The sequence below is a fragment of the Flavobacterium sp. FG139 genome, from assembly GCF_057809695.1.
In genome coordinates, this window is the sequence record NZ_JBMDKL010000002.1 from 102,478 (window position 1) to 127,442 (window position 24,965).

At 32.5% G+C, this 24,965-nt stretch carries 28 protein-coding genes; 20 read left to right on the forward strand and 8 right to left on the reverse strand.

Annotated elements, in window-relative coordinates; translation table 11 throughout:
* Nucleotides 1-73: 73 nt before the first annotated feature.
* Nucleotides 74-3,181, forward strand: coding sequence for a DUF5686 family protein (locus ACODSI_RS01895; RefSeq protein ID WP_488915151.1), 3,108 nt, complete (start codon nucleotides 74-76; stop codon nucleotides 3,179-3,181).
* A gap of 81 nt (nucleotides 3,182-3,262) precedes the next feature.
* On the opposite strand, the gene ACODSI_RS01900 is transcribed toward ACODSI_RS01895, so the two are convergent.
* Both ACODSI_RS01900 and ACODSI_RS01905 read right to left on the reverse strand, forming a co-directional pair.
* On the reverse strand, nucleotides 3,263-3,859 hold the full coding sequence (locus ACODSI_RS01900; RefSeq protein WP_488915152.1) for a DUF6134 family protein: 597 nt from the start codon (nucleotides 3,857-3,859) through the stop codon (nucleotides 3,263-3,265).
* 10 nt (nucleotides 3,860-3,869) lie between these two features.
* Entirely contained in the window at nucleotides 3,870-5,099 is a 1,230-nt protein-coding gene (locus ACODSI_RS01905; protein ID WP_488915153.1) for a T9SS type A sorting domain-containing protein, read from the reverse strand.
* A gap of 1,405 nt (nucleotides 5,100-6,504) precedes the next feature.
* On the opposite strand from ACODSI_RS01905, the gene ACODSI_RS01910 reads away from it, so the two are divergent.
* The 6 genes from ACODSI_RS01910 to ACODSI_RS01935 all read left to right on the forward strand — a co-directional run bounded on the left by ACODSI_RS01910 (nucleotide 6,505) and on the right by ACODSI_RS01935 (nucleotide 10,479).
* Nucleotides 6,505-6,945 (forward strand): DUF6943 family protein, encoded by a 441-nt coding sequence (locus ACODSI_RS01910; RefSeq protein ID WP_488915154.1) that lies wholly within the window; start codon nucleotides 6,505-6,507, stop codon nucleotides 6,943-6,945.
* A gap of 35 nt (nucleotides 6,946-6,980) precedes the next feature.
* Complete coding sequence (locus ACODSI_RS01915) at nucleotides 6,981-7,160, forward strand: hypothetical protein (RefSeq protein WP_488915155.1); 180 nt, start codon at nucleotides 6,981-6,983, stop codon at nucleotides 7,158-7,160.
* A gap of 16 nt (nucleotides 7,161-7,176) precedes the next feature.
* Nucleotides 7,177-7,530, forward strand: a complete 354-nt coding sequence (locus ACODSI_RS01920; RefSeq protein WP_488915156.1) for a PcfK-like family protein — start codon at nucleotides 7,177-7,179, stop codon at nucleotides 7,528-7,530.
* Between the two features lie 4 nt (nucleotides 7,531-7,534).
* Complete coding sequence (locus ACODSI_RS01925) at nucleotides 7,535-8,824, forward strand: PcfJ domain-containing protein (RefSeq protein ID WP_488915157.1); 1,290 nt, start codon at nucleotides 7,535-7,537, stop codon at nucleotides 8,822-8,824.
* Between the two features lie 134 nt (nucleotides 8,825-8,958).
* Entirely contained in the window at nucleotides 8,959-9,462 is a 504-nt protein-coding gene (locus ACODSI_RS01930) for a hypothetical protein (protein ID WP_488915158.1), read from the forward strand.
* Nucleotides 9,463-9,714: 252 nt separating this feature from the next.
* On the forward strand, nucleotides 9,715-10,479 hold the full coding sequence (locus ACODSI_RS01935; protein ID WP_488915159.1) for a DUF2971 domain-containing protein: 765 nt from the start codon (nucleotides 9,715-9,717) through the stop codon (nucleotides 10,477-10,479).
* An 82-nt stretch (nucleotides 10,480-10,561) separates the two neighbouring features.
* On the opposite strand, the gene ACODSI_RS01940 is transcribed toward ACODSI_RS01935, so the two are convergent.
* Genes ACODSI_RS01940 through ACODSI_RS01960 form a run of 5 tightly spaced genes read right to left on the reverse strand, consistent with a single transcriptional unit; the run spans nucleotide 10,562 to nucleotide 12,736 of the window.
* Nucleotides 10,562-10,738 carry a hypothetical protein gene (locus ACODSI_RS01940; RefSeq protein WP_488915160.1) on the reverse strand — a complete coding sequence of 59 codons (177 nt, stop codon included), beginning with the start codon at nucleotides 10,736-10,738 and terminating at the stop codon, nucleotides 10,562-10,564.
* Nucleotides 10,725-10,967, reverse strand: coding sequence for a hypothetical protein (locus ACODSI_RS01945; protein ID WP_488915161.1), 243 nt, complete (start codon nucleotides 10,965-10,967; stop codon nucleotides 10,725-10,727). The genes ACODSI_RS01940 and ACODSI_RS01945 overlap by 14 nt, the downstream gene beginning before the upstream one ends.
* 25 nt (nucleotides 10,968-10,992) lie before the next feature.
* A complete protein-coding gene (locus tag ACODSI_RS01950) occupies nucleotides 10,993-11,571 on the reverse strand; it encodes a hypothetical protein (RefSeq protein WP_488915162.1) in 579 nt (192 codons plus the stop codon).
* Between the two features lie 11 nt (nucleotides 11,572-11,582).
* Complete coding sequence (locus ACODSI_RS01955; RefSeq protein WP_488915163.1) at nucleotides 11,583-11,978, reverse strand: DUF5675 family protein; 396 nt, start codon at nucleotides 11,976-11,978, stop codon at nucleotides 11,583-11,585.
* On the reverse strand, nucleotides 11,978-12,736 hold the full coding sequence (locus ACODSI_RS01960) for a hypothetical protein (RefSeq protein WP_488915164.1): 759 nt from the start codon (nucleotides 12,734-12,736) through the stop codon (nucleotides 11,978-11,980). The genes ACODSI_RS01955 and ACODSI_RS01960 overlap by 1 nt, the downstream gene beginning before the upstream one ends.
* A gap of 877 nt (nucleotides 12,737-13,613) precedes the next feature.
* Here ACODSI_RS01960 and ACODSI_RS01965 point away from each other — a divergent pair.
* From ACODSI_RS01965 to ACODSI_RS01975, 3 genes are all read left to right on the forward strand, one after another.
* Nucleotides 13,614-14,495, forward strand: coding sequence for a hypothetical protein (locus tag ACODSI_RS01965; RefSeq protein WP_488915165.1), 882 nt, complete (start codon nucleotides 13,614-13,616; stop codon nucleotides 14,493-14,495).
* An 8-nt stretch (nucleotides 14,496-14,503) separates the two neighbouring features.
* Nucleotides 14,504-15,271 carry a S1/P1 nuclease gene (locus ACODSI_RS01970; RefSeq protein WP_488915166.1) on the forward strand — a complete coding sequence of 256 codons (768 nt, stop codon included), beginning with the start codon at nucleotides 14,504-14,506 and terminating at the stop codon, nucleotides 15,269-15,271.
* Between the two features lie 94 nt (nucleotides 15,272-15,365).
* Complete coding sequence (locus ACODSI_RS01975) at nucleotides 15,366-15,794, forward strand: hypothetical protein (RefSeq protein ID WP_488915167.1); 429 nt, start codon at nucleotides 15,366-15,368, stop codon at nucleotides 15,792-15,794.
* On the opposite strand, the gene ACODSI_RS01980 is transcribed toward ACODSI_RS01975, so the two are convergent.
* The gene (locus ACODSI_RS01980) at nucleotides 15,795-16,109 is read right to left on the reverse strand and encodes a rhodanese-like domain-containing protein (protein ID WP_488915168.1); all 315 of its coding nucleotides are present in this window, start codon (nucleotides 16,107-16,109) and stop codon (nucleotides 15,795-15,797) included.
* Between the two features lie 155 nt (nucleotides 16,110-16,264).
* Here ACODSI_RS01980 and ACODSI_RS01985 point away from each other — a divergent pair, with 155 nt between their 5' ends.
* The 10 genes from ACODSI_RS01985 (at nucleotide 16,265) to trpA (ending at nucleotide 24,865) form a co-directional block, all read left to right on the forward strand.
* Nucleotides 16,265-16,723, forward strand: coding sequence for a MarR family winged helix-turn-helix transcriptional regulator (locus ACODSI_RS01985; protein ID WP_488915169.1), 459 nt, complete (start codon nucleotides 16,265-16,267; stop codon nucleotides 16,721-16,723).
* A gap of 23 nt (nucleotides 16,724-16,746) precedes the next feature.
* On the forward strand, nucleotides 16,747-17,379 hold the full coding sequence (locus ACODSI_RS01990) for an NAD(P)H-dependent oxidoreductase (protein ID WP_488915170.1): 633 nt from the start codon (nucleotides 16,747-16,749) through the stop codon (nucleotides 17,377-17,379).
* A 35-nt stretch (nucleotides 17,380-17,414) separates the two neighbouring features.
* The gene (locus ACODSI_RS01995; protein ID WP_488915171.1) at nucleotides 17,415-17,978 is read left to right on the forward strand and encodes a YceI family protein; all 564 of its coding nucleotides are present in this window, start codon (nucleotides 17,415-17,417) and stop codon (nucleotides 17,976-17,978) included.
* 393 nt (nucleotides 17,979-18,371) lie between these two features.
* Complete coding sequence (locus ACODSI_RS02000) at nucleotides 18,372-19,772, forward strand: anthranilate synthase component I family protein (protein ID WP_488915172.1); 1,401 nt, start codon at nucleotides 18,372-18,374, stop codon at nucleotides 19,770-19,772.
* Nucleotides 19,773-19,915: 143 nt separating this feature from the next.
* Nucleotides 19,916-20,482 carry an anthranilate synthase component II gene (locus ACODSI_RS02005; protein WP_488915173.1) on the forward strand — a complete coding sequence of 189 codons (567 nt, stop codon included), beginning with the start codon at nucleotides 19,916-19,918 and terminating at the stop codon, nucleotides 20,480-20,482.
* Nucleotides 20,483-20,526: 44 nt separating this feature from the next.
* Nucleotides 20,527-21,519, forward strand: coding sequence for an anthranilate phosphoribosyltransferase (trpD, locus tag ACODSI_RS02010; protein WP_488915174.1), 993 nt, complete (start codon nucleotides 20,527-20,529; stop codon nucleotides 21,517-21,519).
* On the forward strand, nucleotides 21,516-22,301 hold the full coding sequence (gene trpC / locus ACODSI_RS02015; RefSeq protein WP_488915175.1) for an indole-3-glycerol phosphate synthase TrpC: 786 nt from the start codon (nucleotides 21,516-21,518) through the stop codon (nucleotides 22,299-22,301). Before trpD ends, trpC begins: the two co-directional genes overlap by 4 nt.
* On the forward strand, nucleotides 22,298-22,927 hold the full coding sequence (locus ACODSI_RS02020; RefSeq protein WP_488915176.1) for a phosphoribosylanthranilate isomerase: 630 nt from the start codon (nucleotides 22,298-22,300) through the stop codon (nucleotides 22,925-22,927). Before trpC ends, ACODSI_RS02020 begins: the two co-directional genes overlap by 4 nt.
* Nucleotides 22,911-24,098 (forward strand): tryptophan synthase subunit beta, encoded by a 1,188-nt coding sequence (trpB, locus tag ACODSI_RS02025; RefSeq protein WP_488915177.1) that lies wholly within the window; start codon nucleotides 22,911-22,913, stop codon nucleotides 24,096-24,098. Before ACODSI_RS02020 ends, trpB begins: the two co-directional genes overlap by 17 nt.
* Nucleotides 24,099-24,103: 5 nt before the next feature.
* The gene (gene trpA, locus ACODSI_RS02030) at nucleotides 24,104-24,865 is read left to right on the forward strand and encodes a tryptophan synthase subunit alpha (RefSeq protein ID WP_488915178.1); all 762 of its coding nucleotides are present in this window, start codon (nucleotides 24,104-24,106) and stop codon (nucleotides 24,863-24,865) included.
* Nucleotides 24,866-24,965 lie beyond the last annotated feature (100 nt).

A 24,965-nucleotide genomic window follows, 5' to 3' on the forward strand; every position in this document is an offset into this window, starting at 1 on the left:
TCCAGTTCAATTTTCATTATCAATTCTGGTATTGTTTGCTTCCAATTTTATTGAGGTTAAACAGTGGGGCTTTATGTTTTTACTACCTATTTCAAAAAACTCATTTCTGTTTTTTATAATTGCTTTTGTGATTCTTGATTTGTTTGATTATTTATATCATTTTATGATGCACAAAACATCATTCTTTTGGAAATTTCATCAAGTACATCACAGTGATTTAGATGTAGATATTTCAACTACAGTTAGAGAACATCCTGGAGAAACATTTATAAGAGTAAGCTATTCCGTTTTGGTAATTTGCCTTGTTGGTGCTACACCTTGGGTACTTATTCTCAAACAATTTATTCAAAGTGCCTCTAATATTATTTCACATTCTAAAACCAAGCTTCCTAAAAGAGTAAACGATATTGTATCTAAAGTTTTTGTTACACCAAACACACATCACATTCATCATCATTATCAATTGCCTTATACGGATAGTAATTTTGGTGATGTGCTTACAATATGGGATCAATTATTTTCTACATTTCATCAGTTAAAACAATCCGAAATTATTTGTGGTGTAGATACCAATATGGTTCGTGATGAAAACGAGAGTTTCAAAAAGCTAATTTTAAGACCATTTGTTGAAAAAGATAAATGCTCAAAACACAAAGTAAAATCGAAAGTAATAGTAATGAAAACCAATACTTTAATAATTGGTTTTCTATTAATTTCTAACTTTATGTCAAGCCAAACTAGCGTAAAAGGTATTCTTACCGATGAAAAAAGCAAGCCAATAGCTAGTGCCAATATACTATTTGTAGGTTCAACCGAAGGTACATTAACCAATTCCGCTGGGGCTTTTACATTAAAATCAAACAACCATTATTCTGATATTAGTATCAGTTTTATTGGATTTGAAAATAAAATAATTCATCTAGAAAATCAAAATACCAATAACCTTACTATTGCACTAAAAGAACAAGCTTCAACACTAAACGAAGTTATTATAAAATCTAGACCAAGAATACGATTAAAAAAGAAAGAAAATCCAGCTTATAAAATCCTTGAAAATATCTGGAAAAACAAAAAAAAAAATGGATTAAAGCTTGCTAAAAACTATGAGTTTGAAAAATATTCAACAATAGAATTAGGTATTGATAATTTAGATACTGCATTTGTAAAAAAAGTTTTAAAAAAAGATTTTGATAGTATTGCATTAAAAATGAAAACTAATATTGATAATAAGTTTTATGTGCCAATAGAATTAGTAGAAAAAAATGAAAAAATATATGGAAGTAATATTCTAAACAAAGAACGAATAGATATTGAAGGAGAAAGAATAATTGGTATTAAACAAGAAGGAAAAATATTCGAAAATATTGCAAATACATTTCAAGAAATAGATGTTTATCAAAACAATATAACGATTTTAAACAAAAATTTTGTAAGCCCAATTTCATCTGAAGGTTTCGGAACCTACGATTATGAGTTAACTGACAGTACATTTGTAGCAGATAAAAAACAATATACTATTCGATTTTTCCCAAGAGAACCAAGAAATTTTGCTTTTAGAGGAAGTTTTACCGTCGATACTAAAAATTTTGCATTAACAGAAATTGAAATGCGAACACCTAGAAAAATGAATTTGAATTTCGTTAGAAATTTTGAATTAACAAAAACATTTACAATTCAAAACGATAGTATTTACTTACCATTATTAAATGAGTACAAAGGAGATTTCACACTACTAACCAAAGATGAAAAAGAAAAAGGTGCTTATGTTGTTAAAAAAGAAATGTTTAGCAACTACTTACTTAATGCTGCAAAAGAAGCCGGTTTTTATAATATTGAAATACAACAAATAGTTACCAATCAGTTTGAAAAGGACAGCATTTATTGGAATAACAAACAAGATGAAGAAACTAAAAACTTATATAAACTTGTAAATGTAATCAAGGATAGTAAAAAAATAAAAGCGGTTACTGGAACTATTTACATACTTTCAGACGGTTATATTCCGCTATTCAAAGGGTTTCAAACAGGTAATATTTGGGCAACAGCAGCAAGAAATCAAATTGAGGGTTTACGATTGCGATTTGGTTTTAGGACATTCATTTCAGATGATGATCGTTTTAGAGTAGAAGGATTTACGGCTTATGGTCGCAAAGATAAAATAACAAAATACGGTTTAGAAGCTAGATATTTACTTTCAAATACTCCAAGAACGACTATAAGTGCCGCATTTTTGAAAGATAACGAACAAATGGGTTTGACACAATTTAATGGTATTCATCTTTTGCCCGAAGCAGACAAAGGTTCGAAAGCATTGTTTAACAGAGGTCAAAATTTCTTTCTTTCTAAAATTCAAAAAAGTATGTTCAGAATTGATTTAGAGCCTTCAAAAAATTTGCACCTTGGTCTAACTCTTACCCATAATATAATCAAATCAGCAGCTCCAAATAGATTTTCACTAGATTATTTAGATACTAATACTGGGCAAATAAAATCTGAAACCACCGATGTAACATCCGATTTGTACTTGACTTATACACCAAGAAAAGAAGTTTCAGGTTTTGGCGTTGATCAAAAACAAGGTATCAAATTGCATCCTACATTTATGTTCAATTATAAACGAGGTTATAAAAATGTATTTGGTGGAAGTTTTAATTACAACCGATTACAAGTTTTGTATAACAATCCTATTTCATTGGGTAAATTTGGTGTTTTTGATACTACAATTGGTGCTGGAAAAACATTTGAACCTACGCCATTATCAATACTTACAGCAGTCTCTTCTAATCAAACCTATTTTTTATTACCCAATACATTTGCATTGTTAGATTATTATGATTTTGTAGCCGACACCTATGTAGAAGGTCATTTCGAACACCATTTTAACGGATTTTTAATGAATAAAATTCCAATTATAAAAAAGTTAAACTGGAGGAGTTTAGTGACCTTTAGAGGTGTTTATGGTACAATTTCTAATGGAAGTAAGGAAATAAACCAATCGTCTATATTGTACGTTGCGCCAACAAAACTCTATTACGAATATGGTTTTGGTTTTGAAAACATTGGTTATGGGAACGTAAGACCGTTCCGATTAGATTTTATTTGGCGAAGCGATTTTCAAAATTTTAATGGCTCTGTAAATCCAAAATTTGGAATTAGAATTGGATTAAAAACCACATTTTAATTAATAAAAATCATTAGCTATAATTATAAAAAAAGCTTTTGGTAATTTTTTAATAATTATAGCTAATGGTTATGATTGAAATTATTTAGTTTTCAAAACCATTTTAAAATCTACTAAAGTGTTTCTAACTAAAGAAGATTGCAAGTTGCCATCTTTATAGTTATAATCATCTTTTTGAGTATTATTTTGATTAAACAACTGATAATTATTCTCTTTAATTAGTTTTATAGTTTTAAAATTACCTTCAACTTCTTCAAAATAAATATCTTTATCATTGGGTTTTTCAAAAGGCAAAATGATTGTGCTTTTTACTATTTTTTTGTTATAAGTTGAAACGTTCTTGTCGTGAATAATCGAATAAATACCATTTGATAGAGTAACATTTGCTTCCTCTTTTAATTTTCCGTTTTTATAAAATTGGTAACTACTTTCTTGAAGAATATTATTTTTATAAACAACAGTCATTCGCGTTTTTATTTGAATTTTAAAAAGCATTGAAGCGGTGGCATCACTGTTTGAGGTATAAGTGATTTTATTACCTTCTACTTTTTTGGTAGCAGTTACAGTTCCTATTTTTTCTCCAGACACAATCAAGTCATAAACTAAAACATCATTTGATGCAACAGGGTAGAATAGACTTATTAAAGATACAAAAAAAACTAATGCAATTGATTTCATCTTTTATTATTTAATTAATTACAAATCGCATACTTTTGGATAGATTAATATTAGATATTTTGCACAAATAAACACCCGAATTCAACTCATCTAAAGCAATTGAATTTTCGCTATTTAACAGTAAAGCAGTTTTTACAGTTCTACCTAATGCGTCAAAAACTTCAATTTTTGTAAGTTCATTTTGGGGATTCAAATAATTAAATTTCAATTCTTTATTCAATATAGGATTAGGTGCAATAACAAAACTATTATTTAAAAAACTAGAGCTTTCAATACTCAACGGACTTGTAGTAGCTAACCAAATAATAGCATTCATTAGCAATCGTTGATGATTTCCACCTGCATCTACAATGTAACCGTTATAGAGTGTATCTCCACTATCACCAGTACCATCATCTGGAATAGAGCTATCACCAATAGCAATAATCTTTCCGGCTTGATAAGTTGCAGAAGCACACATAACATTGGTTATTCCTGTAGTACTTGAACCTGTTTTGTAAACCAAACCAGTTACACTACTATTTTGAGTAGGATTTAAAGTCATTGAAGTTCCGTTTGACCATTTCACTTGTGTAACATTTCCAGCTGTTCCGTGTAAAATAATATTGCTTGGCAGTACCGCAATATTAGATGAAGTTTGAGAAAAATCGGCATAATCAAAAGTAATTCCAAACGGATTATTTTGTACAGTATTGTTAATCATTAAATCATTTAAAACCTGTGGCGAATCTACACCATCATTATTCCTATCAGAAATAGTATGGTCGGAAATTATACATAAACCGCCACCGTTTTGAACAAAAGTTATAATAGCATTTTTTTCAGATGCAGTAAATGAAATATTTGGTTCATCAATTATAAATACCTTATAATTACTCAAATCCTGTAAATTTGAAGTTACACCATAAGTAATTTGACCATTATAAGGCAAGCTTTCTACTACATAACCTTGTTTTACGCAATCAATAGCCCAATTAGATAATCCTCCATTCCAATAATCTTCTAAAGTGGATGACGTTATAGTAGATTGAAGTGGTGTTGGTATTCGTTGAGGATTACTTTCCGATCCACTTCCAGCAATTGCAGGACCAGATGAAAATCCTATATTATGACTGTCTGCATCAATTACCCAATCTGCATTTCCAGCACTTTCAGCTTTGGTTGCATCAAACAAAATTTTAATTTGTGAATTTGCATTTAAGGATATGATTACAAAAGCTAGGAATAAAATATTTTTCATTTAGTAATTGTGATTTTAATTTTGACTGTAAAATTAGAATTCAATTCTATTGCAATTCTATGTCAAATCGCTTTCAATAATCAAAACTAGAAAGATAGTATTCTTGATAGTCTTAAATGATTAGTAAACTGTAATTCAATTGCCACTCCTTTGCCAACACTCTAAAAAAATTGCTGTCATGGTTTTTGTAATAGCTTCCAAAAGCTATTCTTGCTTCCTTTAAAAATCAAATATACACTCCGGAAAAAACAAAAACGCGTTCGCAAAGCGACTCATGCCAGTAATTTTTTTTCCAAAGCTTCTTTACATAATGTGGCATTATGGTGCTGCGCAGCCATAATAACATTATGTAAAAAAGCCGCCACACCCAACGCGCTTGCCAGTGGCTCCAGGGCAACCTTTTTGGTAGCTCCCATCGCCTCACCCAGCTACCAAAAACACCACCCTTCGCCACTGTCTTCAACAACGTCCTGTTTTTCAAAAGAAACTTTACAGTTCTACTGATTCTTAAGAACGTTTATCTTACCTGTTTTTAGCAACTAACTGTTTAAATTGGTAGTGTTTTCATTGCTTTTGTAAGTTCTAAAAATGGCTTAGACATTTAGTGTTTTGCCGATGGTTAAAGCCATTTTTAGAACCCGCAAAAACAAAAGACCCAACAAGAGTATCATTTTTCATTTGCCAGAACGAAAACAAGTAATTGCTTTCTCGATAGCTGATGCCTCACCATTACTAAACACAATGCTGCTATAAACTGCGAGTGTGACTTTCAAATAGCTTTATGGCACCAGCTATCCACAAAAGCAATCAGAAACATCCCAATAAGCAAATAAAATATGATACCCTTGGCTGCGCTTCTGCCTCATCACACTAGGTAAGTTAATGCATTGTTTTTGAAGATGCCTCCCATTTCCATAAGAGATTTTTCTGCTAACTGAACACTGCAACTGTCAACTGACTTATAGGCATCCTCAAAAATCAACTCCAAACAAAGAGTGTAAAATTTCTGTGCCTAATAAAAAGAAAACTTATTAATGCATTCGGTAATTTTATTAGGCACAGAAATTTTACACCCTTTCCCTACACGACCTGATATCTTTTCAAAATAAAAAAGAGATAAAAAAGAGAGCAAAACTAAGTTCCGGGTATTAAAAAAAGCAAGTTCAAGCCCTTCGGGTTTAAGATAAAATCTCCACCCTTACTTTTTCAAAACAACCATTCACTAATCATTTTTCACCAATCACTAGTATGGGTAGTATTTTACCTGAAAAACTGGCTTTTTTGAAACCCTCCACTTCAACAGACGGCTTTCTTTTTTCTCTTTTTTTCTTTTGAAATGATTGGTTTCATTTCAGTTTTCAAAAGAAAAATTTGGAAAAAACACGTCGAACTTAATCGGATAGCCATGAAATCAAAAATCGAAGTAGTGCAAAATGGAGTACGTAAAAATTACATTATTAAAACCCACAAAAAAGGCACGAATTACAACAAACCGCACCTATTCATTTTAAATAAAGGAATGAACAGCGGAAAACCCTCTAAAGAAGAGATTGTCAACAGCTACATTGTCATTTTCGAAAATGAAGAAGACTGCGAAAACATCTACCACATTACAGAACTCCTTTGGAAATCCAAATTCTGGCACCGAAACCTGTATGGTTCGGTAATTCCATTTTTAAGAATTGGTGATTTCATCAAAGAGTTTTCTAAAAAAGCAGATGAAATGCTCAATGATTTCGAACAGCATCAAAAAGACATAGCAGCACTCAAACTGTTACTCAGTAAAGAAGAACAATTCCAACAAAACATTGTACTCATAAACGACTTAAAAAGAGTCATTCTATAACGCTACTGTAAATAATTAACCTTAAATCCAACACTATGACATTATTTATTCTCTACCAAACAGACATCTGGAAAAGCAAGTCATCAAGAATTTTCTTTGGTGTTTTCGATTGCAGAACAAAAGCTACAGATTGTGCCAAATACCACAATTTATACGCAAAAAATTCAAAAGTAGTAATTGAAGAAGTAACTCTAAACCAATGTACAGAACACTAACAAAAAAATTTAAGCCATGGAAGCAACTACAGACCCATTTAAAGAAGCAATTAAAACCTTTTTAGAAGAACTAGCAAATACCGATGCCTTGTTTGCTAAAACATTCAGTAAGCCCTATAAGAATATAAACGACTGCGCTACCTATATTTTGAATGAAGTAAAGAAAAGTGGTAGAATGGGGTTCGCTGATGATGAAATTTTCAATATGGCAATTCATTACTACGATGAAGAAACAGTTGAAATCGGAAAACCAATAAACGCCAAAATAATAGTCAATCGTTCCATTGCTGCAGCTCACAGAACTAATGATACATTAAAATCAACAACTAAAAACGGTGATGTCAATCAAACGTCATTATTCAAATTGTAACACCATGAAACCAAAAACTGCATCCGAAATCAAAATAGTGGAGTTGAGTAAGAACTTACCTCTTATTACCAAAAAACAAAACGAAGCAGCATTTAAAAAGTGCTTCGATAATTATGCGGTACACTCAAGAAAAAGTATGTTTTGCCTTGAATGCGGACACACTTGGAAAGTGACCGATAACAACAAACTGAAAAAAGTAACTTGTGAAAAATGTTCTAAAAAATTGGTAGTTACAAACAAATATAGCAATGGTTTAAAAGAAACGGATTACTACCAAATAATAACAACGGCTGATAATTTTCAAATTGTCAGAATGATTTGCATCACCAAAACCATGAAGAAAAATTCAAAATGCTATTTTTTTGCTCACGAAGTAATGCAGCTATTCATCGACGATACCGGAAAAACAAGAATGATGTCAAAAAATGTAATGGGAATGTCCCAATATATTGACCAATGGGTCATACACAGCGAATTGACACTAAAACCTAACATCAATACTAGTAGATTCTACTTAAGTCCAAGCTTTGTACAGCCAAATAAAAAAATACTCCCAATTATCAAACGCAATGGTTTTAGAGGAAAATTCTATGGTATAGCGCCACAAATATTTTTAAAAACACTACTAACCGATAGTATTGCAGAAACATTACTTAAAGCAAACCAAATTGATGTGCTGTATTATCATATCAGAAACACAAGTATAAAGAATGATAGTGTCTATTGGAATGCTATAAAAATCTGCATCAGAAACAAGTATCAAATTAAAGATGCAAAGCTTTGGATGGATTACATCGATTTGCTCTACTATTTCGAGAAAGACTTACGAAGTCCAAAATATGTTTGTCCAATGGATTTGAACCGAAGTCACGATAAACTAATGGCTAAAAAGCAAGAAGAAATTTTGAAAAGCACTTTTGAAGAAAAGAAAAAACTAATAGCTAAAAATCAAAAGCCATATTTCAAAGCTAAAAAGCAATTCTTCGGATTGGTATTTTCCGAAAACAATATTTCCATAAGAGTAATAGAAACAGTGAAAGAATTCTTAGAAGAGGGATGTATTCATAATCACTGCGTTTTCACTAATGAATACTACAAGAAGCAAAATTCATTAATACTTTCGGCAAAAGTAGATGGTGTTCACACAGAAACAATTCAAATCTCTTTGGAAAATTTTGAGATATTGCAATCGCGTGGTAAAGGCAATAAAGCAACTAAATATAACAAGCAAATTATCAATCTAGTTAGTAAAAACTTACATCAAATAAGAGAAAGAACAGTAATAGCCTGTTAAACATGAGAATAACAAAAATACTTTAAAAGTTAAATCAAGTAAATGATTTGCCTGAAGTTATTTTTTATGTTGATATGTTAATGATTATTTTTATAGCCATCATTTTATTAGCTTTGTATAAATAATTAAATACAATGCAAAACAGCATTTTTATTACTTATAATCCTAATTCAGAAAGTGAAAAAAACATTGCGCTTGACCTTTTTAGAAAAGGCAGACAAAATGGCTATTTTATTTATTTACCTGAAAGAAATTATTTCAATAAATTAAATTCACAAACCAAAGCTAATATAGATACTTCTAATTGGTTTGTGATTTTTTCAACTTCACAACTATCTGACACTGTCAGGGAGGAAATAGAATATGCATTAAAAACAAAAAATGATAATCAAATTATTGTAATCTACTCAAATCACACGGGTAAAAATATTGATTTTCAAGGCAAAAGCCCTATTGAAATGTATATAGATAATTACGATTTGAATAGTTTGGAAAAATTTAAAGTGGATTTATTTAATAAAATATCTTCTGCTAAAAAACCTCAAGATAAAGAAGGTTTAAGTGGTTTAGAAATATTATTAGGGGTTGGTGCAGCAATATTACTACTAGCAGCTTTAACCAGTGACAAGAAAGAGTAATATGAATATGGAAATAAAAAAAAAAATCCAGTTTTTGAAGCTTTAAAATTAAAACTCGAAAAAGAACTTGAAGATATTTTAGAAAGCTATTCCATTCAAAAGCCTAACAAGAAAAACAAAACACTTTACCACTACACAACCTTATCTGGCTTAAAAGCCATAGTTGAAAATCAATGTTTTTTTTCTAGTAATTCAGCATACTTAAACGATAAGAAAGAATACTATTATGGTATAGAGTTATTCAAAAAATGTGTGGAAGTAAAAAAAGAAAATATTGAGGGTTTCATTGAAAATAATTTAATAGATGCAATACAAAAAGAACTAGAAAACAAACTAATTTCATACCATTTTGTTACTTGCTTTTCTTTAGATGGTGACTTATTAAGTCAGTGGAGAGCATATGCAGATGATGGAAAAGGTATTGCAATTGGACTCGATTTAAAAAAATTAATAGACGCATTCCAACCAAAAGCAAATGGAATGTTAATTGAGTATAGTTTGGAAAATCAAAAAAAAATAGTTGACAAAATTATAAATACTTGTTTCAACTTTTACTTATCCGAGATGGAGGTTCTTAACAGTATAAATCAACCTAATCTTAATGATGTAATAGCTCAAGAAATCAACGAGATTATTGATAAATATGTTGGACAATTCAAACATAGTTCATTTAGTGAAGAAAAAGAATTCAGATTTGATCTTTCAATTGATAAAGATTACAATGAATCTCAACAAATAATATCTTATAGGGTTAGTAAAAATAATTTATTAGTTCCATTTCTGGAACTTAAAACTAACTATATACTTGAAAAAGAATATAGAGAGAAAAATAATATAAGTACTTATGATTTAGAGAAAAACAAAAAGTTTAATATTAAGAAATTACCAATAACAGAAATTATTATTGGCCCATCAATTGATTTTGAACTAAACAAACAATCTATCAAAGATTTTTTAAGAAAAAACAATTATGATAATGTAAACATTATTCGATCTGAAGTTCCTTACAGAATATGAATTCTTAAAATATAAAAAAAGCCAGGTCTTACGACTTGGCTTTAATCTGTTTAACCCAACGGTCACCACAACACGAGTTAAACTATTTTTTGTGCTTCTTAATAATGCTTTTGAGTACTAAAGATATAGTAAAACTGACCACAGCTCCAATAGCTGCCAACATAACAGTCTTTAAAATATCAGTTGATTGAAGACTAGGCAGTATACTCAAAAATGTTCCTCCAGCGGTACCCATCAGGGTAGGACTATGGGCTGTCATCGTCATCCTCCGTTTTGCTATGGTTAGCATCGGTAACGGTTAACTGACTAACAGCAGAAGCAACACCGCCAGCTACTGCCAAATAACCACCTACCGAAGTCACAATAACGGGTAAAGCAATGGGAGCCGTCAAAATACTTCCACCAACTGCTACCAACACCAAACCTATAGTTCGAAGCACTTTAAAAAACTTTGGCGTGGGTGCACTGGCTCTTTTTCTAATAGTCATGACTTTTAATAATTATATTGAATAATCAAGAATACACTTCTAGAATCGGTTTAATACCATCAGGCAACAAGGTCGGTTCTTGACTCTTTCCTCCTCCTATAGCACCTCCAGTACTTTTACAGCTTATTGCTTCTGATTTGGTAAACTCACCAACAGGCGGCTTAACACCTCCAATGGCTAATGCCAATGTACTATGTAATACACTAGTAGTAGATGTACCGCCAAAATCAAATTTTGACATACTATTAGTAACCAAACAAGCACTAAAACTTATTTGTCCAAGATTATCAGAAGTAACGCTTCCACCAATTTCGTAACCATAGATCATGGTCGGAATATCCTGTCTACCACCAATCTCATTGGCATCGGTACTTTTACCACCAATAACCAGTAATCCTCTACCGCCTATATCGGATTGCGTAGTAATAGTAAATGGTGTTATTGGGGGTACTTGCTTAACGCCAATATCCATAAGACCTCCTGTGTCTGGAGTTCTACTACCTCCAATGATTGGGGTCGATTGTGCATAACTAATAAATGTTCCAAGAACAGCAATTAAAAGAAACAATCTTTGTTTCAGTGTTTTTAAAAAATGTGTTTTCATAATTAAAATTTTTAAGATTTAATGATTAATACTACTTCTTGCTTTTCATCCAATGCTTTATATACAATCGTTCTAAGCTTGGTAAAAGCTTTTCGGGATTTTAACCCTAAACCGGCTCCCGAAATTTTTGTAACCGGTGCGATACAGCCATTTAATTCTTTCAATGCATTATTGGCAGGATGAAACAGAATCAGACTTCTGTTTTTTACTTCAATGAATTCCAAATGCCATTGGAACTTTTTGCTGTAACGCTTTCTAATAAAATATTTCCCTTCCGGAATGCAGGAAACCTTCGTTTCGTTATTCTTCCAAGGCAATTCAATGGTGTTACAAATTAATTTGCCCTCGCATTCGAGTTTGCCATTAGTTCCTTCTGGGAAATAAGTTCTGGTAATTAGAAGAACCATTACACGCCACTGTCAATTTTAACAAGCGATAAAGGGTTAAATGCACCGTTTTTAAGTGGATACATCTGTCCATTGACCTCTTGATAAAACTCGATTCCTAAAACTAAGAATAGCGGTTTAGTACTCGCAGCAGTAAGCTGATTAGTATGCGCTACGGCAACAGTAGCTGCTGCATCCCATGGTAAAATAGCCGTTTGCGAGGTTTCAACAACAAAGGTTTCCGCCTCAAAGTCAATTTCAGCTCCTCCAGTTATGATTTTGTAATGCGTCGTGCCACTAGGGGCTGCAATCATGTTTACAGGAACAAACGGAGGGATAGCAATGGTAATAGCTCCGGTCACACGATCAATAGCTCCTGTGTAGGGCGCATACAAACTCGTACCTAGTTTACCTCTGATGTTGAATTCAAAGCCCAACAACAATTCCGTTTCGCCGTCAATCACATTACGCAAACCGCGCTCACTAACCATATCCGCTTGGATTACTTTTACCATTTGCTTAGTCAACCGACTCACCATTCTGCTGTCAGACGAATTCAAAAGCATGGAGCGTAAAGCGGTTCTCAGAATCTTACCAGCCTTCCCTGCCCTACCAAACTCTGAACCGTTCTCCCGAGTTCTTTGAAAAGCAGGGTCGCTCTTAATTCTGCTAGCATCAATACCTCCTTTCTCGCGAGCCAAATGCCCGTCTTGCGTTTTATAAAAGGTAATATCTCCAATAGTCCCTTTCAATTTAATTATGCCTTTCTGTCTTGCCATAATTTTTAAACTTTTTGATTAATACTCGTTTCAAAATCCAATTTCATTTCGTTAATCGTTGCAACTAAATCCCGAATGATTATAGCAAAGATTACAAAGCATTTATCTAAAGAAAAAGTCACTAGTGTACCATATGTCCAAAAACGACACATATGTCCAAAACAGACATAAAAATTGATAATTAAGTATGAAAAATTATAACTAAATTGCAAAAGAATTTCTGCACGTCAGAAGTAAGTCAAAGCCTAATCAAAGGTATAGATAAAGTATGAATATTGAAAAACAGAGGGTGTGCATATATCCAAAAGACATACAACGCATAACAGGAAAAAGTTATCGTCAAAGTACTAGATTATTGCAAAAGATAAAAAAAGACCTCAACAAGCTCAATAATGAGTTTCTAACTATTGAAGAGTTCTGTACATATTCAGGAATAAAATATGAACAAATAGCTCACTTGATATTTGGATAAAACTGAAACTTAATTTAATAAAGTTTAATCCAAAAAACACATTATACAATAAAAAAACCAGTTCATTTTTTAGTAATGATTGTTTTCTTTTTAAAGAAAATATACTTAAATTTACAACATAAGATATTACGAATATTTGAATTTAAATTGTGAGGTGGTAAATTCGGTTACCCTAAAAAAGTAACTTCTCTAAAGCCTTTAAAATATTGGTATTTCGAGATGGGTTATATTCTCGGCGACTCCACAAAAGCCTTTGTAAAACATTGATTTACAAAGGCTTTTATTTTTATCCTAATCATTACATTTTCACAATACTTAACAATCAATTAAGTTTTTTTGATAATTGCGCTATAATTTAAAATAATTGTTAGATTTACTAAAACATTCAAATCAATTTACGTAGCAATGAAGAAAATCACCATTATCATATTAATCCTTACTTCCACACTAAGCTTCTCTCAAGTAAAATTGGATTCAAAAGACACCAACAACTTAATTTCTATCGGCGTTTTTTGCTCAGATCATGCTAATGCAGACGGCAAAGAGTTTGCTGAAGCTTTGACAAAATTTAGATCTCCAAAACTAAATCCATTGATTGATGTTTTAGTAGAAACTGGAACTAAAAATTTTGTGGATGCTAAAGTTTTGAGTAGACCTTCAAATGAAGTTTTAACCTTGTGGTATGTTATTTCTGAAATCAATTACAATCATAATACTGAAAACAAAACGATTCGCCCCGATATAGACATCGTTAAAGAAGTTTTAGAAAAACCCATTGATGAAAACTTGATGCTTTGTAATTACTATCACAATCTATATGGTGGTTTAGCCAATCTTTTTAATGAAGCCGATTTAAAGGAAGTTAACATCGATTTAGAAAATTTATCTTTTAAAAATAATCAAGAAAAAGCCATTTGCTTACTTAACGTTTTTGATGCCCTAGTAGGCGGCAGATTTAGAGTATTGAGTTATATGAAAAATCCGAGCAAACTAATTGAATTTGCTGATAAATTACCAAAAGTAAACGGAAAAGAATATTACTATTATACTAATTTTGATTATACCGATTTCAAATTAGACCACGATGCCGACAATGATACTTTCAACCAAAGATATCTCGGTGGTTTTTTTGCCATACTAGCCTCGCATTTTAGTAGTGCCGCTGATGTTAATAAAATTGATTTTGCCAAAAACCTTTACATCAATTCGGTTCTTCATGAGCCTAAGTACTTTCAATTTACACCTATGAAAGCTGATTTAGAAGAAATTTACAAAAAAGCAAAATAAACTACAACATGAAACAGTTAATTCTTGTAATGCTTCTGTCTTTAATTCTTTTCCCAACAAACGTAAAGGCTTGGGGAGAAAAAGGACATCAATTAGTAGCCGAAATTGCGTTCAAACAATTGGATAAAAAAACCAAAAAAATACTATTAAGTTATTTAGACGGAATGAGTATTGAAGAGGCATCTACTTGGATGGATGACATCAAAAAAGATCATGCTTATGACAAATTAAAACCTTTACATTATGTGAATTTCGACAAAGGAACCGTAGTTAAAGACACGTGTTGTGACAACATTATTCATACCCTAACTGAAACTATTAATGATTTAAAACATTATAAAGATTTCTCCAAAGCCGAAATCAAAATCAAATTATGCTATTTATTTCATCTCATTGGAGATATACACCAACCCTTGCATGTGGGCTATGGTTCAGACAAAGGCGGTAATTCATTTCAAGTAAATTTTAATGGAAAAGGAACAAATCTGCATGGATTATTTGATTATGGCATTATCGAATATAAAAACCTAAAATTGAAAGATTGTCTTAAAGCCAAAAAATACAATTCCAAAGAATTAGAAGACCTAAACAACAGCAATGTAGTAGATTGGGCCAAAGAATCTAGAAGTTATTTGGATGAAATTTATACTACAACAACAAAAATTGACGTTATGTATACAGACGCCAATTATACCCTAATTAAAAATCAAATTCAAAAAGCAGGGTTGCGACTGGCTAAAATATTAGAGGATACTTTTAAAGAAAAAAGCAATTGATTATCCAATGTAATAAAAAACGGAATTTAAAAGATTATTAGATATTTATAAATCCAAAAACTTATCAAATTCCGTATATAGAAAAAAATCAATTATGACTACCTTACAAACCGATAATCAAGTAATTCATTTCAGTAAAAAATTTGGTTTTGTTACTGAAAATCAACTGATTTTAACTTCAGGTTCTCGAAATAAAATCAGATTAGATTCTATTGATAGAGTTAATCTTATTAAACGTAGAGTATTTTTTTATAATACACTGTTGTTCATGATTAGCCTTTCAATCTTTGCCCTTACCTATCTATATTTCGAGGCAGAACGAATGGAATATTATTTATGCTTGGGTGCTTTCGGATTAATTATATTGGTATACTCTGTAATCCACAAATTTTATCAATACAGACTCATTATTAAGGAGAAAGATCATTCTATTATAGAATTAAAAACAACTCAAAGACACCGCAAGAGTATTAAAGAATTTTATGCTACAATAGTGAAATGTATGTCGTCCAAAAAACAATAATTATTCTGGATGAGCCACACTTCCTTCCCAATTCATGAATCCGCCTTCTAAATTATAGGTGTTTTCAAATCCCATTTGATTCATAATACTACAAGCTTGAGCACTTCTGCCGCCAGCTTTGCAATACACATAATAGTTTTTTGTTTTATCCAATTCTTCCAATCGGTAAATAAAACCTTGTCCTTTATAGATATCATTCAAAATGGCATTCGGAATAAATCCTTCATTCCACTCATCCTCAGTTCTAACATCCAAAATAACGGCATTCGTGTCGGCTTCAAGTTGAGAAACCCAATCTTCTTGTGATAAATTCATTTTTATTTTTTTTTTTCAAAAATAATAAATTCTGCCGACTTTCTACCCTTACCCATTTCTATCAAAAAAAATCTTAACAAAAAAATAACACACATTTGTATATACAAATAAAAAAATGCATTACATTTGTACCTACAAATATTGTAATTACAATTATGAGAATTGAAGAAATAATAAAATCAACTGTCGCTTTAGATGATGCTAAAAAAGTCATCCTAAATTTATTATATACTCAAAATGTAATTAATGATAAATTTAGTGAAGTATTAAAACCATACGATTTATCTGGAGAACAATATAATGTATTGCGAATTCTACGAGGTCAAAAAGGGTGTCCTGCCAACATGTGTGTAATTCAAGAACGCATGATTGCCAAAAACAGTAACACTACCCGATTGATCGATAAGCTTCTTTTAAAAGAGTTAGTAACCCGTGAAGTTTGCCCTGAAAACAGACGAAAAATAGAAGTGCAAATCACCCCAAAAGGATTAGAATTATTACAAGAATTGGATCCAAAAGTGTTAGACCACGAAAAGATATTTGCGGCTAATCTAAGTCAAGAAGAAATAGTACAACTCAACACCTTACTAGAAAAATACAGAACCCTAAAATAATAAAAAACAAAAATAAAATTACTATGAGTCAATTTAACGAAAACGCAAAATGGCGTTATGCTACTAAAAAATTCGATACTACCAAAAAAGTATCTGCAGAAGATTTAGCTACTTTAAAAGAAGCAATCCAACTTTCTGCTTCTTCTTTCGGATTACAATTATACAAAGTTATTATTGTAGAAAACCCTGAATTAAGAGCGCAATTACAATCAGCTTCTTGGGGTCAATCACAAATTGTAGATGCCTCTCACTTGATTGTTTTTGCCAATCAAACAACAGTTGAAAACGTTGATGTAGATAAGTATCTAAACAATGTTGCTGCTACAAGAAATTTACCTATTGATGCCTTAACAGGTTATGGTGATTACATGAAAGGTTTTATAGGTAATTTACCAGAAGACGTAAAACCAACTTGGACTGCCAAACAAACCTACATCGCGTTAAGCAATCTATTAAATGCTGCAGCCGAACTAAAAATTGATGTTACTCCAATGGAAGGTTTCATTCCTGCACAATACAACGAAATTTTAGGTTTAGACAAATTAAACCTTAATGCAGCTCTTGTGGCAGCAGTAGGATACCGTCACGAAGAAGACGCTACACAACACTACGCTAAAGTGCGTAAATCAAACGAGGATTTATTCATCACATTATAATTAATACCAATAATCAAATTTAAAATTTAAAAACAATGAAAAATTTAAAAACTATCGCAATTGCATTATTCGTGGCGGTTTCAACTATCGCTACAGCACAATCTAAAAAAGTAGATGCTGCTAAAAGTTCTATCCACTGGGTAGGTAAAAAAGTAACAGGTCAACACGAAGGAACGGTTGCTTTAAAAGAAGGAAACCTTATTTTTAAAGGAAAAAAATTAACAGGTGGAAGTTTCATTGTAGACATGACCTCATTAACTTCTACTGATTTAACTGGAGAATACTTAGGAAAATTAAACGGTCACCTAAAATCAGAAGATTTCTTCGGTACTGAGAAATTTCCAACTTCTAAATTGGTTTTCAAGTCAATTGGAGACAAAGGAAATGGTGTATACACAGTAACTGCCGATTTAACAATCAAAGACGTTACAGCGCCAGTAAAATTTGAAATTACTGTAAAAGGAAACACAGCTACCACTACTTTCAAAGTAGACAGAACTAAATACGGAATCAAATACGGTTCAGGTAGTTTCTTCGACAACTTAGGAGACAAAACAATCAACGACGAATTCGAATTAACTGTTTCTCTACAGTTCTAATAAAAGGGAAAAATTGCTATGAAAAGAAAACCTTGGAGAGAAATCTCTGAGGTTTTTTCATTTTTGGGCAAGTGCTAAAGCACCAGGCTTTTCGTTGCAATCTTTTATTTTTAAAGAAAAAAATAAAAGGATTTCCACTGCAATCCTTCTTGCAATAGCAGTTCAAAACACATTTTTTATTAAAAAAAAGCCAACAAACTTGCACACTAAAAAACAATCCCTACATTTGTAATTCAAATTAGCATTATGAACAACATTTTAAACAATACTTGGTGGTGGAACAATTTACGTCAAACGTCGTGAAGAGAACTGCTATAAGTATATTTTAAATCCAAATATAACCAAAGGCTTGTCAATCACGACAAGCCTTTTTTTATTCTCAAAAATGAAACTATGAAAACGTATCTTTTTAAAACCAATTACAAACAAATTTTAGCCGACACCATCACTCCGGTAAGTGTCTATCTAAAAATACGCGATAAATTCCCAAACAGTATTCTACTTGAAAGCTCCGATTATCATGCCAACGACAACAGTTTCTCTTATATCTGTTGCCAACCAATTGCTTCGATAAAAGTAGAAAATGAAATCATTACGAAACAATTTCCAGATAAAATTTTTCAAGAAATTGCTATTACTTCAAAAGTAAATGTAGCCAATGAAATCCAGCAATTCGCTTCCCAATTTGAATCTTCTAACGATGATTTCAAATTCATAACCAACGGACTTTTTGGTTACATCAACTACGATGCTGTGCGCTATTTTGAAAAAACAGTCATCACAAAAAAGTCAAATTTCAATGAAACGCCCGATATATTTTATGCTATTTACCAAAACATCATCGCCATCAATCATTTTAAAAACGAAGCCTATATTTTCTGTCATTCGCTAGATAATACAGACAATACCGATGAAATCATCCAATTGCTTCAAGCTAAAAATTTTGCGTCATTTTCTTTTAGAAAAGAAGGTGAAAAAACCAGTAACCTTTCGGATTCCGAATTTAAAAATAATGTAGCGATAGCCAGATCACATTGCCACCGTGGAAATGTGTTTCAACTCGTACTTTCCAAACGCTTTTCTCAAAAGTTTAAAGGCGACGAATTCAATGTGTACCGTGCTTTACGAAGCATCAACCCTTCTCCCTATTTGTTCTTTTTTGATTATGGAAATTTCAAATTGTTCGGTTCTTCACCCGAAGCCCAATTAATTATAAAAGATCGAATTGCCGAGATTCATCCCATCGCAGGAACTTTCAAACGCACAGGTAACGACGAACAAGACGCCATTTTAGCCAAACAATTATCAGAAGACAGCAAAGAAAATAGCGAACACGTGATGCTTGTTGACTTAGCTCGAAACGATTTAAGCCGTAATGGCTACAACGTAACGGTAGAAAAATACCGTGAAGTGCAGTTTTTTTCGCATGTGATTCACTTGGTTTCTAAGGTAACCAGCCATTTGTTTCCAAAAGCCAATTCGATGCAAGTCGTTGCTGATACCTTTCCTGCTGGAACGTTATCGGGTGCACCCAAACACCAAGCATTGGAATTAATCAACCAAATTGAAACTACTAACCGCGGATTCTATGGAGGTGCCATTGGCTTTATGGATTTCAAAGGCAACTTCAATCACGCCATTATGATACGCACTTTTTTGAGTAAAAATCATACCTTGCAGTATCAAGCTGGTGCCGGAATTGTAGAAAATTCTTCCGAAGAAAACGAATTAAAAGAAGTATACAACAAACTCGGCGCATTAGACAAAGCGCTAGAAATAGCCGAAAACATATAAAAAAGTACAATTTACGAAGTACAAAATACAATATAACTTTAGAGTATAAATTATAACCTTAAGACTTTTACAATAAAAAAATAAAATAAAAACTTTGCGACTTTATGCCTTAGTGGCAAAAATGGCATCTTATCAATAACAACATGAAAAATATAGTAGTCATCGACAATTACGATAGTTTTACCTATAATTTAGTCCATTATTTGGAAGATTTAAATTGCACTGTTACCGTTTTACGAAACGACGAATTTGAATTGGAGGAACTTGCACAATTTGATAAAATACTGTTATCGCCTGGACCAGGTTTACCATCAGAAGCAGGTTTATTAAAACAAGTCATTCAAGAATATGCTTCAACCAAAAGCATCTTAGGGGTTTGCCTCGGACAACAAGCCATTGGCGAAGTATTTGGCGGAAGCCTCATTAATCTAGAAAAAGTCTATCACGGTGTGGCTACAAAAGTTCAAATTACAGTCAATAACGAATCCCTTTTTGAGGGTTTAGAAAATGAAATTGAAGTCGGACGCTACCATTCGTGGGTTATCAATAAAGAAAATTTTCCTTCCGATTTAGAAATCACTTCTATCGATGAAAATGGAGAAATTATGTCCATTCGTCATAAAACCTTCGACGTAAAAGGCGTGCAATACCATCCAGAAAGCGTATTAACACCACAAGGAAAAAAGATTCTTGAAAATTGGGTCAGATAAAGACCTTTGAATCTTAAAACCAGAACAACTTAGTATCAAAAAAAATGAAAACCATACTCAACCGATTAATACATCACGAAATACTCACCAAAGACGAAGCCAAAAACGTCTTGGTAAACATTTCTACTGGGCAATACAACACGAGCCAAATAGCCGCTTTTTTAACCGTATACATGATGCGAAGCATTACCATTGACGAATTAGCCGGTTTTAGGGAAGCGCTGCTAGAATTGTGTATTCCAGTCGATTTTTCTCAATACAATACTATTGATTTATGCGGTACTGGTGGCGATGGAAAAAACACATTCAACATTTCAACTTTAGCGTCATTCATCACTGCTGGAGCTGGTATAAAAGTGGCTAAACATGGGAATTATGGCGTTTCTTCCATTTCGGGTTCAAGCAACGTAATGGAAAGTCTAGGTATCAAATTGAGTGCAGACGATGATTTTCTACAAAAATGCATGGAACAAGCCAATATTGCCATTCTACACGCACCTTTGTTTCATCCAGCCATGAAAAATGTCGGGCCCATTCGAAGAGAACTCGGAGTAAAAACGTTTTTTAACATGCTCGGTCCAATGGTAAATCCGTCGTTTCCGAAGAATCAAATGGTTGGCGTTTTTAGTTTAGAACTGGCTCGAATGTACAGTTATTTATATCAAAATACTGATACTAATTTTTGCATCCTTCACGGATTGGATGGCTTTGACGAAATTTCCTTAACCGATGAAACCAAAATCATTTCAAAAAACACCGAAACAATCATAAATCCATCCAGTTTTAATCTAGAAAAACACCAATTAAAAGACATCAAAGGCGGTGAAACCATTGAAGAATCGGCTGCTATTTTCTATAAGGTGATTTCTGGAAAAGGAACGCAAGCACAAAATAATGTGGTTTTAGCCAACGCTGGTTTGGCCATTTCAACTATAGAAAACTCAAACCTTTTAGACGGATTTGAAAAAGCAAAAGAGAGTTTATTCAGCGGAAAAGCTTTGGAAAAACTAATCAAATTACAACAATTAAGCCAATGACTATTTTAGATAAAATCATCATCGACAAACGTCAAGAAGTAATTTTGAAAAAGTCCGTAATTCCTATTTCACAATTGGAAAACTCGGTGCTTTTTGGCAATCGAACCGTTTCGTTGAGTAAAAATTTAAGAGCGAGCACTTCAGGTATTATTGCTGAACACAAACGCAGATCACCATCCAAAGGTGAAATCAATTACAATTTCAGTGTTGAAGAAGTGGTAAAAGGGTATGAAAGTGCTGGTGCTTGTGGTATTTCTGTTTTAACTGATGGAAAATATTTTGGGGGTTCACTAGATGATTTACTGTTGGCTCGTGCTTCTGTAAATCTGCCACTTTTGAGGAAAGAATTCATCATAGACGAATACCAAATTCTGGAAGCCAAAGCATTTGGAGCTGATGTCATTTTGTTAATTGGGGCTGTTTTAACTCGTAACGAAATTAAAAGTCTATCCGAATTTGCACAATCTTTAGCACTCGAAGTTTTGCTCGAAGTACACAATGAAGAAGAACTAAACAAAGCAATAATGCCTAGTTTGGATATGATTGGAGTGAACAATAGAAACCTAAAAACCTTTGAAGTAAACCTTGAAAATAGCCTCAAATTAGCTTCTAAAATTCCGAATGATTTTGTCAAAGTATCTGAAAGTGGCATCGAATCTATAACTTCAATTAAAAAAATTCAAAAAACTGGTTATCAAGGATTTTTAATCGGAGAAACATTTATGAAAAATAATGCAATTAACCCTTTTACCAAAGAATTCATTTCAAAAATTGGATTATGAAACTGAAAATTTGCGGCATGAAATATCCTGACAATATCCTAGAAGTTTCCAAGCTAGAACCCGATTATATGGGGTTCATTTTCTGGGATAAATCGATACGTTATTGTAATGAGGTAATTCCAGAAATACCAAGTTCCATTCAAAAAGTAGGTGTTTTTGTAGATGCAAGTATTAATGAAATTATTCCCAAAGCAAAAGAATTTGATTTAAATCTGATTCAACTGCACGGAAAAGAAAATGTCCCTTTTTGCGCTGAACTAAAAACCTATAACATGCCAATCATTAAAGCATTTTCAATCGATGCTGATTTTGATTTTAATCTTTTAGACGAATACGAATACGCTTGCGATTATTTCTTATTTGACACCAAAGGAAAGCTTCCAGGCGGCAATGGAACTTCATTTGACTGGAACATTTTAATGAATTACAACGGAAACAAACCCTTCTTTTTAAGTGGAGGTATTGGTTTAGATGATGTACTTAAAATTAAAGATTTCCAATATTCTAAACTCTTTAAAAATTGTATTGCAGTAGACGTAAATAGTAAATTTGAAATAACACCAGGAGTCAAAAAAATAAATGAGCTCATAGAATTTAAAAAAATGCTACATGAAAACGAATTATAATGTTGACGACAACGGCTATTACGGCCAATTTGGAGGTGCCTTTATACCCGAAATGCTGTATCCAAACATAGAAGAACTGCGTCAGAATTACTTGAAAATATCGACTGAAGTTTCTTTTCAAAAAGAGTTTTTAGAATTGCTTAAAGAATATGTGGGACGCCCAACGCCTCTTTATTTTGCTAAAAGGCTTTCTGAGAAATACCAAACCAAAATCTATCTCAAAAGAGAAGATCTTTGTCATACTGGCGCTCATAAAATCAACAATACTATTGGGCAAATTTTGGTCGCCAAACGTTTAGGCAAAACAAGAATCATTGCCGAAACCGGCGCTGGGCAGCATGGCGTTGCTACTGCGACAGTTTGCGCATTAATGGGTTTACAATGCATTGTTTACATGGGTGAAATCGATATTAAACGACAAGCTCCCAACGTAGCACGAATGAAAATGTTGGGCGCCGAAGTAAGACCAGCATTATCAGGCTCTAAAACCTTAAAAGACGCCACTAATGAAGCTATTCGTGATTGGATTAACAATCCGAAAGACACCTACTACATCATCGGTTCTGTTGTGGGTCCGCATCCATATCCCGATATGGTAGCTCGATTTCAATCGGTTATTTCAGAAGAAATTAAAACCCAATTATTAGAAAAAGAAGGCAATGAGAACCCTAATTACATGATTGCTTGTGTTGGCGGCGGCAGCAATGCGGCTGGAGCATTTTACCATTTTTTAGACAATGAAGATGTTAAACTTATCGCTGTGGAAGCGGCTGGAAAAGGCGTTGATTCTGGTGAAAGTGCTGCCACTTCTATTTTAGGAACTATTGGCATTATACACGGTAGTAAAACACTTTTGATGCAAACTCATGATGGACAAATCACCGAACCGTACTCGATTTCGGCAGGATTAGATTATCCAGGTGTTGGACCACTTCACTCCCATCTATTTGAAACCAAAAGAGCCGAATTCATCGCTATTACTGATGATGAAGCCATGCAATCTGGTATGGAATTATCCAAAACAGAAGGTATTATTCCAGCTATAGAAACCGCCCATGCCTTGTCTGTCTTAAGCAAAAAACAATTCAAACCTAATGATATTGTGGTTATCAACCTCTCCGGTCGTGGCGACAAAGACCTCAACACCTATATTGATTATTTTAAATTATAAAAAAAATGAACCGAATTAATTCCAAATTAGCCGAAAATAAAAAGCTGTTATCAATGTATTTTACAGCAGGTTACCCTAATATAAACGACACTGTCGCCATTATTGAAGAATTGGAAAAAAATGGTGTTGACATGATTGAAATCGGACTTCCTTTTAGCGATCCATTAGCCGATGGCCCTACCATTCAAGCTAGTTCTACAAAAGCATTAGAAAACGGAATGACTACTGAATTGCTGTTCCAACAACTCGCAAATATTAGGGAATCGGTTAAAATTCCATTACTGATTATGGGCTATTTCAATCCAATGTATCAATATGGAATAGCAGCATTTTGCAAAAAATGTAATGAAATAGGAATCGATGGATTAATCATTCCAGACCTGCCTCTAAAAGAATATCAAGAGCAATATAAAGAAGTATTTGAATTGAACAATCTAAAAAACATTTTCTTAATAACACCTCAAACATCTGATAAAAGAATTCAAGAAATCGATTCGGTTTCAAACAGTTTTATTTATATGGTAAGTAGTGCTAGTGTCACAGGAAACAGTGGTGGTTTTGGCACTAAAGAAGCCGATTATTTCAAAAGAATTTCCGATTTAAATCTTAAAAATCCACAAGTAATTGGCTTCGGAATCAATTCGAAAGAAACATTCTACAACGCAATTCAATATCAAAAAGGAGCTATAATTGGGAGCGCTTTTATCAATTTCATAAGTAAAAATAAAATTGCCGAAATAAGTGATTTTATTAACACTATTATTTAAGTAATAAACATTAAGCAAGTAGATTACAATACAATAAGCATTAATAATAGAATTTATCTATCACACATTATATGTTAAAAAAACGTTAACCTTTACTTAA